Consider the following 13,086-nt stretch of genomic DNA (forward strand, 5'->3'; position numbering starts at 1 on the left):
ACCTTTTATCGTTCTATTTACCATTCAGACTGTGCTGTGCTTCAATCAGTTCGATGATTTCATCGGCAGCCGGCATTGCTTCTGAGGAGCTGTGTTTGCTGACGACGATGGAAGCGGAAGCGCTCCCGTATTTTAATGCCGTTTCAATATCCCGGCCGCTGACAAGTCCGTAGATGAAGGCGGACGCGTAGGAATCACCCGCTCCGAACGTCTTCAGCACCTTTGTTTGATAGGCATGCGCCCGGAAGATTTCTCCCGATCTGCTGTATGCGTATGATCCGTCAACGCCGTGCTTGATGACGATAAGGTCAGCGGAATGCGCAAACAAATGGCGGACGGTTTCATCGTTATTTCCGCCGCTGCGGTTCTCCATCACGTCAAATTCGTCACGCGTCCCGATGACGATATCGGATTGTTCCGCCACCAGCGTGTAGTACACGGCTGTTTCTTCTGCCGATTGCCATGTATACGGGCGATAGTCGAGCTCAAAAACGACTTTTACGTCATGTTTTTTTGCGGTATGCACCGCTTTTAAGACGGCTTCGCGCGACGGGCTTTTCGCAAGCGCCGTCCCAGAAACGAGCAGCATTTTCGCGTTTGCGATATAGCCTTCATTGACTTCGGACGGCTCAAGATACAAATCCGCCACGTCATCCCGGTACATGAGAATGCTGCACTCTTCAGGACTGAGAATTTCCGTAAAAGCGAGTCCGGCTTTATGCCCGTCTCTGTCAACGACCATTTGTGACGTATCAACGCCCTTTTCCTTCATATAGGAAACGATGAATCTGCCGTGCTGATCGTCCGGGATTTTGCCGATAAAACCGGTTTTTAATCCAAGCTTGGCGCTGCCGATCGCAATATTTGCCGGAGAGCCGCCGACATATTTAGAAAACGTCATCGTTTCTTCCATCGGGCGATTGTATTCCGCCGCGTTCAAATCAATACACGCGCGTCCGATCGCGACAATATCAAACTCTCTTTCTTCATTAAACGTATATTTCATCGTTATCTGCCACTCCTCACTTGTTAGCGTTCCAGAATCCACTCATGGGCCGGATCATTATGAAACTTCCATTTGCGTGTCGGTCCCGCCATTACATTCAGGTAGTAAGAGGTATACCCATCCGGAACACCAACCGGGTGATAGCCCGCCGGCACGATGACAACGTTTTCATTTTCTGCGGTCATCGTCTCGTCAATCGAACGGTCGTCCGTGTATACACGCTGGAAGACAAAACCCTGCGGCGGGTCCATTTCATGGTAATAAGTTTCTTCTAAGAAGGATTCAGCCGGCAGATTGTCTTGGTCATGTTTGTGCGGCGGGTAGCTCGACCAGTTGCCGCTGTCCGTGTAAACTTCAACAACGAGAAGGCTGTTTGCCGATGGATCTGAATCGGGGAGAATGTTATGAACGGTTCGTTTGTTTGCCAGCTTGCCGCGATGTTCCACACCGTTGTCTTCCGCTTTTATCAGCTTTGTCGGAAGCTGGTGTTCGGACGGAGAGTAGCACAGCGCAACCCTCGCCCCGCTGACAGCTGTGATCTCAAAAGAGCGGTCATTAGACACATAAACGCTGTCCGTCGGTTTTCTTTCAAATACGCTTTCACGGGTGCCGATGCTTTCAAATGTCTGTTCATGATCAGTGACGGTGATGTTTCCCGTTACCGCAACAATGCAGCACTCCGTCTTTTTCAAATCTTCTGTATATGTTGAGCCGGGAGCGAGGTCGACGACTTTAAATCCGACGTATTTGAGGTCTGAATTAGATGAAGTGACTTCATGTATGATGTTCACGCCTTGAGAAATCTCATCGGCCTTCGGTTTTCGCAGCAAATGACTCATGTTTATTCCTCCTTAATTGATGGTAAAAGGAAACCCGGACGTGATATCAAAGCCGTCCGGGCCGGCTGTCAGATCAATTGAAATCAGGAGACGGGTATCGTGCCGTCACGACTTTTTTGCGTGTATAGAAGTCGACGCTGTCTTTTCCGTTTGCGTGCAATGTGCCGAAGAAAGAAGACTTCCAGCCCGAGAATGGGAAGAATGCCATCGGCGCCGGCACGCCTAAATTGATGCCGAGCATTCCCGCATCTATATTCTCACGGAAGTAGCGGATTGCGTTCGCATTTGAAGTGAACAGGCACGCGCCGTTCGCAAATTCAGACTGGTTGGCGATGTCAACCGCTTCTTTTAGGTTTTTCACGCGGATGACCGACAGAACGGGCGCAAAAATTTCATCTTTCCAGATCGTCATATCCGTCGTCACGTTATCAAAAATCGTCGGTCCGACGAAATAGCCGTCTTCCGTTACGTTTTCACGGCCGTCACAAAGGAGTCTCGCTCCTTCCTCGATGCCTTTTTCAATATAGCTGTGCGTGCGCTTTTTGTTGTCCTCGCGGATGACCGGGCCTAAGAACACGCCGTCATCCAGTCCGTTTCCGAGCTTGATGTCTGCGGCCTTTTCCTGCAATTTCGCCATAAACTCATCGGCGATTCCCTCTTCAACCGTCACAACCGCACATGCCATGCATCGCTCGCCAGCAGAACCGAATGCCGCACCGATAATATTTGTGACCGTATCTTCAAGATGGGCGTCATTCAGCACGATCGTATGGTTTTTCGCACCCGTTAACGCCTGAACGCGCTTCAGATGTTCGCTCCCTTTTTTGAAGACATACTCGCCGACAGGTTTTGAACCGACGAATGAGATGGCTTTAATATCAGGATGCTCAAGAATGCCGTTTACCACATCATGCGCGCCGTGCACGACATTGAAGACGCCTTTTGGCAGCCCGGCCTGTTCAAACAGCTCTGCCAGTTTTTCCGTTAACAGCGGCGTGCGCTCAGACGGCTTCAGAATGAACGTATTTCCTAAAGAAATCGCCATCGGGAACATCCAGCACGGAACCATCATCGGGAAGTTGAACGGTGCGATACCGCCGACGACCCCGATCGGATAACGGTAGTTCGCCGCTTCTACATCCGTTGCGATAGAGGCGAGTGAATCGCCCATCATGAGTGACGGCGCGCCCGCTGCGAATTCAACGTTTTCAATTCCGCGTCCCACTTCGCCGAGTGCTTCTGTCGTGTTTTTACCGTTTTCCAAAGTGATCAGACGGGCAAGCTCTTCTTTGTTCTGCTGGAGAAGCTGCTGATAGTTAAATAGAATTCTCGCACGGCGCGGCACTGCCGTCTTTGACCATGTTTTAAACGCTTCCGACGCTGACCGGACGGCGTATTCCACATCCTCCCGCGTAGAAATCGGAACTTGGCACATCACTTCTTTTGTAGCCGGATTGACAACGTCTTCATATTGATCTGTCTTACTTTCAACCCATTCACCATTGATGTAGTTTTTCAGTTTTCTGATCTCTGCCATTCTCATTGCCTCCTTAAATAGTAAACATCCTGTTCAGCCGGGTGATAACGGATGAATATATTCATCTTTTACATACAAAAGACATGAATTAAACGCTTACAAATGCTAAAATGATGGTGATTCCCAATCTTCCCGTGTAAAAGTTGGTCATGTACCGGAAAAAGCAAGCGGTTACACCTTTAACTTTTGATTTTACAGGTTATATTTTGGTCATTTCTTGGTTACATTGTAAGCCCAACACACCTTCAAGTCAATCTAAAAAATCAAAATTTTTTCATTATTTTTATTATACTTTTTTTGAGCCGGGAAACAGGAACTTGGAGAACGATGTCGAATCGTACGGGATGATCCATCTTTTTTATCATTTGTTAAGTAACTATTGATTAACTCTTGGTGTTTATTATATATTTTAATTACTTTAAGAATTCTAGAAGGAGTTTTTTTATGAAACTGATGCGGATTCAGGAGATGGAAGAATACATTCTCAAACACGGAGCCACTTCGCTGGATGAGCTGTGCGAGGTATTCAACGTCTCTAAAAACACGGTCAGACGGGATATTAATAAGCTTGCGGAAAAAGGGGTTATTAAAAAGGTATACGGCGGTGTGACATCAGCCGAAAAATCTGTGCTCGTCCCTTTTGAAAACCGCACTATTCAACATCAGGATGAAAAAATCAAAATCGCCCGCTATGCGTCACGGTTTATCGAGGATCACGATCTTGTGTTTATTGATTCCGGCACGACGACCAAATCGATGCTGGAGACCCTTGACCCCGATAAGAATGTGACGGTTTTGACGAACAGTCTTGATATTATTAACGCCGCTTCATCCATGAAAAATATCGACCTGATCATCATCGGCAATAACTACAAGCGGAAGACAAGGTCGTTTGTCGGCATTGATGATCCGAGCACACTCAATAAATACAACATTAACAAAGCGTTCATGTCCGCTACCGGGACAACGATCACACATGGCCTGACGAATTCCGACTTACTGGAATACGAGGTGAAAAAGAAAATTTCTGAAAAGGCGAACGAAGTGTATCTGCTCGCGGATCATTCTAAATTCGGCAAATCCACGCTTCTGACATACGCGCCTTTCGACCGTCTTCACAGCATCGTCACTTCTCAGCAGCTTGATGAGGAATATACGAAGTATTGCCAAGAGCACCAAATCGACATTCACTTGGCATAGCGTTATAGTTAATAGAGTACGCTGCCGTCATTTTCCGGCAGGCGCTAGATATTCTATTGTTTCAGGAGGCGAAAACATGAGCAAAGTAACAATCGGCAAAACTGACTTAAAGGTATTTCCGATCGGTTTGGGAACAAATGCGGTCGGCGGGCACAATCTCTATCCGAATCTGAATGAAGAAACGGGAAAAGAATTGGTTCGTGAAGCGATTAAAAGCGGCGTTACCATGTTAGATACCGCCTATATTTACGGTGTGGGCCGTTCTGAAGAATTAATCGGCGAGGTGCTGAAAGAGTTTAACCGTGAGGATGTCTTCATCGCCACAAAAGCCGCGCACAGGAAAGAAGGCGATGACTTCGTTTTCGACAACTCACTGGCCTTTTTGAAACAATCAGTCGAAGACAGCCTGAAACGCCTGCAGACTGATTACATTGATTTATTCTACATCCATTTCCCGGATGAGGACACTCCGAAGGACGAAGCCGTGCAAGCCTTGAATGAGCTGAAAAAAGAAGGGAAAATCCGTTCCATCGGCGTCTCCAATTTCTCTCTGGAGCAGCTGAAAGAAGCCAATAAAGACGGCTTAGTCGATGTGATTCAAGGGGAATACAACCTGCTGAACCGTGAGGCTGAAAAGACGTTCTTCCCTTATACGACAGAACACAATATTTCATTCATTCCGTACTTCCCGCTCGTTTCCGGACTGCTGGCCGGCAAATACGACGAGAACACAACCTTCCCTGAAGGCGATCTGCGTAATGATCAGACTCATTTCCAAGGGGAGCAGTTTAAAGAAAACATCAAAAAAGTCAACCAGCTCAAACCGATTGCCGAAAAGCACAATGCTGACACGGCGCATATCGTGCTTGCCTGGTATTTGGCGAGACCTGAAATCGACATCCTGATTCCGGGCGCCAAACGCGCGGATCAACTAAAAGACAACATGAAAGCAGCCTCCATTACGCTTTCTGCTGAAGAAATCGCGTTTATCGACAAGCTGTTTTCATAAGAAAAACACGCCTTTTAAAGGGCGTGTTTTTTTATGTTTATATTTTTTTTCACAGGGGAATGAAATAGTTATCTAAATAAACTATTATGCGTTCCAAAAGATGAGGAGGATCATCTGTGAAGAAAAACACCAAAAAATACCTGATTTACTTTTTCGGAGCATTAGGTGGGCTGCTTTACGGTTATGACACCGGCGTGATTTCAGGGGCTTTGCTATTTATCAACAAAGATATTCCTTTGAACACGCTGACTGAGGGATTGGTCGTCAGCATGCTGCTGCTCGGTGCGATTTTCGGGTCCGCGTTAAGCGGGACATGCTCTGACCGATGGGGCAGGAGAAAAGTCGTTTTCGTCCTTTCACTCATATTTATTTTCGGTGCGCTTGCCTGCGCGGCTTCGCAAACCGTCACTATGCTGATCATCTCCCGTGTCATTCTCGGGTTAGCCGTCGGCGGTTCAACGGCGCTTGTTCCCGTTTATCTTTCTGAGATGGCTCCGACGAAAATACGCGGAACGCTCGGCACATTGAATAACTTAATGATTGTGACCGGAATTTTACTCGCATATATTGTGAATTACATATTCACCCCATTTGAAGCTTGGCGCTGGATGGTAGGTCTCGCCGCAGTACCGGCGGCGCTATTATTAATCGGAATCGCGTTTATGCCGGAATCTCCGAGATGGCTCGTCAAACGCGGCCGTGAACAGGAAGCCAGAAAAGTCATGGAAATGACGCACGACAAAGAGGATATCGCCGTTGAATTGGCGGAGATGAAACAAGGAGAAGCCGAGAAAAAAGAATCGACACTCGGCTTGCTGAAAGCAAAATGGATCCGTCCTATGCTGCTGATCGGAATCGGCCTTGCCATCTTCCAGCAGGCGGTCGGTATCAACACGGTAATTTACTATGCGCCGACCATCTTTACGAAGGCCGGACTCGGCACTTCGGCGTCCGTTCTCGGCACGATGGGCATCGGTGTCTTAAACGTCATCATGTGTATCACCGCCATGATCTTAATTGACCGGATCGGCCGGAAAAAACTGCTGATGTGGGGAAGTGTCGGCATCACCTTGAGCCTGGCGTCACTATCAGCCATTCTCCTTCTCGCCGGCCTGTCAGCTTCAACAGCTTGGCTGACCGTCCTGTTTCTCGGAATCTATATCGTCTTTTACCAGGCGACATGGGGTCCCGTCGTATGGGTCCTGATGCCGGAGCTGTTCCCGTCAAATGCACGCGGAGCCGCAACTGGATTTACGACATTGATTCTGTCGGCAACCAATCTGGTCGTTTCACTGATATTCCCGCTTATGCTGAGCGCGATGGGCATCGGCTGGGTATTCGGAATTTTCTCAGTCATCTGCCTTACATCCTTCTTCTTCGCCGCTTACATCGTTCCGGAAACGAAGGGCAGAAGTTTAGAAGAAATCGAAACGCACTTGAAAAAACGTTTCTCCTTAAAGAAGCGCAGCAAACAAAATCAAATTCTTAAACAGCGCACGCTGTAATCAAAAAAGGAATCGCCCCCGATGGGCGATTCCTTTTTGGCGTCATACCATGACTTTGCAAATATCATTCGTAAACTCTACCGGATCGTGGATCGGCAGCCCTTCAATCAGAAGGGCCTGATTGTAGAGAAGGTTTGTGTATAATGCAAGCTTTTCCCGATCTTGTCCGTGCGCGTTCTTTAACGTCTCAAACACTTCGTGATTCGGGTTGATTTCCAGCACTTTTTCCGCTTTGACCTGCTGGCTGTCAGGCATGGCGTTTAACACTTTCTCCATTTCGATCGTCACTTCGCCGTCTGTCGCAAAGCATACCGGATGGGATTTTAAGCGCTTCGATGCTCTGACGTTCTTCACTTTATCCGCAAGAATCTCTTTCATGCTTTCGAACAGGTCTTTATATTCGTTTTCTTCGGCCTCGGTCTGCTTTTCATCTTCATCAGCGTCGATGCCTAAGTCCGCGCTTGATACGGATTTGAACTCTTTTTCCTCGTAGCTTGTCAGCATTTTGATCGCGAATTCATCAATATCTTCCGTGAAATATAAAATTTCGTAGCCTTTGTCCGCCACCATTTCAGTTTGCGGCAGCTTTTCAATCCGCTCATATGAATCGCCGGACGCGTAATAGATATATTTTTGATCCTCAGGCATTCTGGACACATATTCATCCAGTGTGACGAGTTTTTTCTCCTTAGATGAATAGAAGAGAAGCAGGTCTTTTAATACGTCTTTATTCGCGCCGAAATCATTATAGACGCCGAATTTCAGCTGTCTGCCGAAAGATTCATAGAAAGATTCGTATTTTTCCCTTTTGTTCTTCAGCAGGCTCTTCAGCTCAGCTTTGATTTTTTTATTGATATTTTTCGCAATCAGCTTCAGCTGGCGGTCATGCTGCAGCATTTCTCTGGAAATGTTCAGCGACAGATCCTCAGAATCGACCATGCCTTTTACAAAGCTGAAATGGTCCGGAAGCAGGTCGGCGCATTTGTTCATGATCAGCACGCCGTTGGAATACAGCTCCAATCCTTTTTCGAATTCCTTCGTATAATAGTCAAACGGCATGTTTTCCGGAATAAACAAAATCGAATTGTAGCGCACCGCTCCGTCTACGCTGATATGCACGTGAGTCAGCGGTTTATCAAAGCCGTAATGCTTCTCGGCGTAAAAAGCCTCGTAATCTTCATCCGTCAGCTCGCTTTTGTTTTTTCTCCAGATCGGCACCATGCTGTTGACCGTCTGTTCTTCCTGAACCTCTTCAAACTCGTTCTCGCTGCCCTCTTTCGGCTTGTTGACCGTCTCTTCCATTTTGATCGGGTAGCGGATAAAGTCGGAGTACTTTTTCACGATCGCTTTGATGCGGTAGTTTTCTAAAAACTCATCATAGCTTTCATCTTCTGTGTTTTCTTTTATTTTCAGGGTGATTTCGGTTCCGACGGTTTCCTTGTCACACGGCGCGACCGTGTAGCCGGCAGCCCCTTCCGACTCCCATACATACGCCTCGTCACTGCCGAGCGCCTTACTTTTCACCGTGACTTTATCAGCCACCATAAACGCCGCATAAAATCCGACGCCGAACTGACCGATAATGTCATGGCCGTCTTTCGCGTCGTTTTCTTCCTTGAAAGCGAGTGAACCGCTTTTCGCAATCGTTCCGAGATGCTGTTCAAGCTCGTCTTTTGTCATTCCGATACCGGTATCTGTGACAGTGAGGGTTCTTGCTTCTTTATCCGCCGTCACTTTTATGTAGTAATTGTCTTGATCAAATGTTAACGAATCATCGGTTAACGCCTTGTAATAGATTTTGTCAATCGCATCGCTCGCGTTGGAAATTAACTCTCTGAGAAAAATTTCCTTCTGCGTGTAAATGGAGTTAATCATCATGTCCAGCAAACGCTTGGATTCTGCTTTAAACTTTTTTTTCCGCAATTCAGATCTCTCCTTTAATTATGCTTTGATGTTATGTAAAATCTTTTCAGCATCTATTTATCATATTCAATGACTTCTGTCAATCTATTGCAATATGATTGTCGGCTGAGTCTCCATATTAATAATTTAACATAAAACACAATAATTGGTTTGTTTTTAATCACCCGGTTCTATGTTTACTCCTTCACATAACGGGAAAAAGTCAAAGAAAAAAGGAGAATGCAGCATGGGAAGATTATCCGGAAAAACCGCAATCATCACAGGAGCCGCAACAGGCATCGGGCAGGCGACGGCACGGGTTTTCGCCGATGAAGGCGCCCGCGTGATCTGCGGTGACATCAATGAAAGCGAGCTGAATGAAACCGTCCGCGCCATCACAAAAAACGGCGGAGAAGCAGAGGCTTTTCACCTTGATGTATCAGACGAAGAAAACGTAAAGTCTTTTGCAGACGGTATTCAGCAGAAGTACGGAACAATTGATATTCTTTTTAACAATGCCGGTGTTGACCAAGAGGGCGGCAAAGTCCATGAGTACCCGGTCGAGCTGTTTGACCGGATCATCGCCGTCGATCTGCGCGGCACATTTCTTTGCAGCAAATATCTGATTCCGCTCATGCTTGAAAAAGGAGGCTCCATCATCAACACCTCCTCCATGTCCGGCCGGGCCGCAGACCTTGACCGTTCAGGCTATAACGCCGCAAAAGGCGGTATCACGAACCTGACAAAAGCGATGGCCATTGATTACGCCAGAAGCGGCATCCGCGTCAATTCCTTATCGCCGGGCACGATTGAAACACCGCTCATTGATAAACTGGCAGGCACTAAAGAAGACGAAATGGGTGAGGCTTTCCGTGAAGCCAACAAATGGATCACACCGCTCGGCCGGCTCGGAAAACCGGAAGAAATGGCGGCCGTCGCACTTTTCCTTGCTTCAGACGACAGCTCGTACGTCACGGGAGAAGACATCACCGCTGACGGCGGCATCATGGCATACACTTGGCCGGGAAAAATGCTGATTGATAAGAAGTGGAAGGAAGAGACGGAGTGACGAGTGGAAGAACAAGCTGAGGGCTGGTTACTTAAACCAGCCCTTTTCCTTTGATCGGGTTATTGCTTCAATTCGATTTTTTACTTCTAATTTATCCAGGATCATCGAAACATAATTGCGGACTGTGCCGCTTTTGATGCTGAGGGCGTTTGCGATTTCTTTTGTGTTTTTTCCGTCTGCGACGAGCTCAAGCACCGCTTTTTCCCGTTCGGTCAGCGGGTTTTCTTCACCATAGATGTCCTCCATTAATTCAGGTGCGTAGACGCGTCTTCCTTTCATGACGCTGCGGATGGCGCTGACGAGCTCCTCGCTTGGGCTGTCCTTGAGCATGTAACCGCTAACGCCTGCTTTTAGCGCCCGCTGAAAATAGCCGGAGCGGGCAAAGGTCGTTAAAATGATGATTTTCACATCACTGTCCTTGAGCTTTTCCGCCGCCTCAAGACCTGATACCCCGGGCATTTCAATATCCATCAGACAGATGTCAGGAGCATGTTTTTCCACGAAATCGATGGCATCCTGGCCGCTTGTGCCTTTGCCGACAACCGTCATATCCTCTTCTAAATTCAACAGCGAACCGAGTGCGCCGAGCAGCATTTGCTGATCCTCGGCAATGAAGATGTTGATCATCTGCCACCATCCTTTTCTTTTGATTTTGAATCATTCGGGATTCTCATGGTCAGCTTTGTTCCGGCAGCTGTATCGATGGCTAAACTGCCATTCGCGAATTCAAGCCGTTCTCTCATTCCAAGCAGGCCGTGCCCCTTTGAAAAAAAGCGGTCTTCTCTGCATTGGAAGCTGCCGTCGTCTTCTACCGTAATGACAACCTCTTTCGAAAGCTGCTGAATGGTGATGCGGCAAAATTTAGCGCCGCTGTGTTTCACGACATTGGTGACAGCTTCTTTAATACACATGCTGACGATATTTTCGTTCAGCAGGGAAATATTTTTTGGCGCTTCTTTTTCTTCGTACACAAAGTCAATTCCCGCTGCTTCAAGTATTTGCCGAACATTGCCGAGCTCATCCTTCAATCGGATGCCTTTCATCGACGAGACAATTTGTCTGACCTCATTTAAGGAGGTGCGGGCCGTCTGCTGAACGCTTTTCAGCTCAGCGCGGGCCTGTTCAGGATCCTTGTATATCAGCTTTCGGGCAAGATCGCTTTTTAGTCCGATTAAGGAGAGCTTTTGTCCAAGTGTATCGTGGAGGTCTCGGGCGATGCGCTGCCTTTCTTCCAGCTTCACAAGATCCGCGATCCGTTCATTTGCATATTCTAATTTCTCTTCAAGGCGTTCTCGTTCCTTCCTGCTTCGAATGCTGAGCGGGAGCAAGATGGCACTGATCAGTGTAATGACGATAAACGGAATTTGAGTCAGAAACCACCCTTTTTTCAGAACAAGGCTGAAGTTGACGGCAATCGCCGCACTGATGATATGAATGTAATATAAGATGTAAAAAGGAACTTTCTCTCGGATATGGCCGATGAAGTAGGCAATAAAGAAGGCAAAATAAATATAACTGAACAGCATGACTGAGCCGGTCGAAATACCGATCAGAAGAAACGCCCATAAATAAAGCGGCCAGCCTTTTGCAACAAATGCGAAGCGATATGCGCCGAAGAAAACAAGGGTGAAAATGACGCCGGCAACCATCACAAAGGTAGAAGAGCTTTTAAAAATAAAGTAAAAAGGCAGAATGAAAAAAATCGTCCATATATAAGGAGAAATCCCGCTCAGTTTTTGAAATTTAAAATACTTCTTCATCCTTGTGCCACCTTCTGCTGCTTATGTCTACCATCACTTTACCAAAACAACGCCTTCATTGCATCCTCACTCATAAAGCGACGGCCCTTTCTAATAAGAGAAAGAGCCGCGTGCCATATCAGGCATTTTTCTTTAAAGGTTTTTCCGGCGCCTGCCGGGGCGGCGGTGTTTTCCGCGCCTCCCGAAACGTGACAAACTGCTTTTCGTCCTCATCCCACAGACGAAATTTCATGGATTCAAGACTTGTTTTAAGCGTAATGGTCGGTACATTTTTTAAAGGTTCATGCCCCTCATGAGCCGCTTCCAGCTTGTAATTCGGCACCTTTGGGCTTAGATGGTGGACATGATGGTAGCCGATATTGCCTGTCAGCCATTGCAAAAGCTTCGGCAGCTTGTAAAAGGAGCTTCCTTCTACAGCGGCCTGCACATAGTTCCAATGCTCATCGGCTTCAAAATAAGAGTCTTCAAACGTATGCTGTACATAAAAGAGCCAGACGCCGATTGACCCCGAAATAAGGAAAATCGGACCTTGAACAAGCAAAAAGTTTTCCCACCCGACAAGCAGGCACGCTGCGGCAGCCAATATGACAATAGCCGCGTTCGTGAAATACGTGTTCCAGCGCTCCTTGCGGCGGGCGCCTTTTACATTGAAACGGTTTTGAATAAGAAATACGTAAATCGGCCCGAGAATAAACATAATAAACGGATTGCGATAAAGTCTGTAGCGTACTTTTGTCCAGGCTGACGCTTCGTTATATTCTTTGACAGTCATCATCCAAATATCGCCGGTGCCCCGTTTATCTAAATTGCTGCTTGTCGCATGATGAATGGAGTGGCTGCGCTGCCATTGAAGGTACGGAAATAGTGTCAGCACACCTGAAATGAACCCGAACAGCCGGTTCAGCCGCTTTTGTTTGAAAAAGGATTGATGGCAGCAGTCGTGGAAAATGATAAATATTCTTGTCAAAAAGCCCGCTGCAATAACAGTAAAGGCGAGGGTCAGGAGATAGGAGACATTGAGGCTGAAGTAAGCAAGAAACCAAAGGCCAAAGAACGGCACAAACGTATTGAAAAGCTGAATGACACTATGCTTTGTATCGGCACCGGAAAATGCAGCAACCTGCTTTTTCAAAGATGCTTGTTTTTGAGTTGCGGTGTGATTGGTCATACATGTCATTTCCCTTCTTTTTCATTATGATTCCAAGTATACCGAGGCGCTCGACGAGCTTGTAGTAGCAGGCATCATGCCCCGAATATGA

11 protein-coding genes are annotated in these 13,086 nt (G+C 47.1%); 4 read left to right on the forward strand and 7 right to left on the reverse strand.

Annotated elements, in window-relative coordinates:
* Positions 1-13 precede the first annotated feature (13 nt).
* From iolC to iolA, 3 genes are all read right to left on the reverse strand, one after another.
* A complete protein-coding gene (gene iolC / locus MHH91_RS19970) occupies positions 14-1,006 on the reverse strand; it encodes a 5-dehydro-2-deoxygluconokinase (RefSeq protein WP_013354160.1) in 993 nt (330 codons plus the stop codon).
* A 23-nt stretch (positions 1,007-1,029) separates the two neighbouring features.
* Positions 1,030-1,845 (reverse strand): 5-deoxy-glucuronate isomerase, encoded by an 816-nt coding sequence (iolB, locus tag MHH91_RS19975; RefSeq protein ID WP_013354161.1) that lies wholly within the window; start codon positions 1,843-1,845, stop codon positions 1,030-1,032.
* 73 nt (positions 1,846-1,918) lie between these two features.
* Positions 1,919-3,382, reverse strand: a complete 1,464-nt coding sequence (iolA, locus tag MHH91_RS19980; RefSeq protein ID WP_014471255.1) for a methylmalonate-semialdehyde dehydrogenase — start codon at positions 3,380-3,382, stop codon at positions 1,919-1,921.
* A gap of 444 nt (positions 3,383-3,826) precedes the next feature.
* On the opposite strand from iolA, the gene MHH91_RS19985 reads away from it, so the two are divergent.
* From MHH91_RS19985 to MHH91_RS19995, 3 genes are all read left to right on the forward strand, one after another.
* Entirely contained in the window at positions 3,827-4,582 is a 756-nt protein-coding gene (locus MHH91_RS19985) for a DeoR/GlpR family DNA-binding transcription regulator (RefSeq protein ID WP_004393223.1), read from the forward strand.
* Positions 4,583-4,658: 76 nt separating this feature from the next.
* A complete protein-coding gene (locus tag MHH91_RS19990) occupies positions 4,659-5,591 on the forward strand; it encodes an aldo/keto reductase (RefSeq protein WP_014471256.1) in 933 nt (310 codons plus the stop codon).
* 116 nt (positions 5,592-5,707) lie between these two features.
* Positions 5,708-7,096 carry a sugar porter family MFS transporter gene (locus MHH91_RS19995; RefSeq protein WP_013354164.1) on the forward strand — a complete coding sequence of 463 codons (1,389 nt, stop codon included), beginning with the start codon at positions 5,708-5,710 and terminating at the stop codon, positions 7,094-7,096.
* A 42-nt stretch (positions 7,097-7,138) separates the two neighbouring features.
* Here the strand turns inward: MHH91_RS19995 and htpG are convergent, their stop codons facing one another.
* Positions 7,139-9,019 (reverse strand): molecular chaperone HtpG, encoded by a 1,881-nt coding sequence (gene htpG, locus MHH91_RS20000; protein WP_014471258.1) that lies wholly within the window; start codon positions 9,017-9,019, stop codon positions 7,139-7,141.
* Positions 9,020-9,245: 226 nt separating this feature from the next.
* On the opposite strand from htpG, the gene MHH91_RS20005 reads away from it, so the two are divergent.
* Complete coding sequence (locus MHH91_RS20005; protein WP_013354166.1) at positions 9,246-10,067, forward strand: SDR family oxidoreductase; 822 nt, start codon at positions 9,246-9,248, stop codon at positions 10,065-10,067.
* Between the two features lie 27 nt (positions 10,068-10,094).
* On the opposite strand, the gene MHH91_RS20010 is transcribed toward MHH91_RS20005, so the two are convergent.
* The 3 genes from MHH91_RS20010 to desE all read right to left on the reverse strand — a co-directional run bounded on the left by MHH91_RS20010 (position 10,095) and on the right by desE (position 12,995).
* Positions 10,095-10,694 carry a response regulator transcription factor gene (locus MHH91_RS20010; protein ID WP_013354167.1) on the reverse strand — a complete coding sequence of 200 codons (600 nt, stop codon included), beginning with the start codon at positions 10,692-10,694 and terminating at the stop codon, positions 10,095-10,097.
* Complete coding sequence (locus MHH91_RS20015; protein WP_013354168.1) at positions 10,691-11,827, reverse strand: sensor histidine kinase; 1,137 nt, start codon at positions 11,825-11,827, stop codon at positions 10,691-10,693. The genes MHH91_RS20010 and MHH91_RS20015 overlap by 4 nt, the downstream gene beginning before the upstream one ends.
* 118 nt (positions 11,828-11,945) lie before the next feature.
* Positions 11,946-12,995 carry a fatty acid desaturase DesE gene (desE, locus tag MHH91_RS20020; protein ID WP_013354169.1) on the reverse strand — a complete coding sequence of 350 codons (1,050 nt, stop codon included), beginning with the start codon at positions 12,993-12,995 and terminating at the stop codon, positions 11,946-11,948.
* Positions 12,996-13,086 lie beyond the last annotated feature (91 nt).

It is taken from the genome of Bacillus sp. FSL K6-2819, assembly GCF_038008305.1.
GTDB lineage: Bacteria > Bacillota > Bacilli > Bacillales > Bacillaceae > Bacillus > Bacillus amyloliquefaciens.

Coding starts and splice junctions, on each gene's coding strand:
- iolC (WP_013354160.1), bottom strand. CDS start 1,006: ATGAAATATACGTTTAATGAAGAAAGAGAGTTTGATATTGTCGCGATC.
- iolB (WP_013354161.1), bottom strand. CDS start 1,845: ATGAGTCATTTGCTGCGAAAACCGAAGGCCGATGAGATTTCTCAAGGC.
- iolA (WP_014471255.1), bottom strand. CDS start 3,382: ATGGCAGAGATCAGAAAACTGAAAAACTACATCAATGGTGAATGGGTT.
- MHH91_RS19985 (WP_004393223.1), top strand. CDS start 3,827: ATGAAACTGATGCGGATTCAGGAGATGGAAGAATACATTCTCAAACAC.
- MHH91_RS19990 (WP_014471256.1), top strand. CDS start 4,659: ATGAGCAAAGTAACAATCGGCAAAACTGACTTAAAGGTATTTCCGATC.
- MHH91_RS20005 (WP_013354166.1), top strand. CDS start 9,246: ATGGGAAGATTATCCGGAAAAACCGCAATCATCACAGGAGCCGCAACA.
- MHH91_RS20010 (WP_013354167.1), bottom strand. CDS start 10,694: ATGATCAACATCTTCATTGCCGAGGATCAGCAAATGCTGCTCGGCGCA.
- MHH91_RS20015 (WP_013354168.1), bottom strand. CDS start 11,827: ATGAAGAAGTATTTTAAATTTCAAAAACTGAGCGGGATTTCTCCTTAT.
- desE (WP_013354169.1), bottom strand. CDS start 12,995: ATGACCAATCACACCGCAACTCAAAAACAAGCATCTTTGAAAAAGCAG.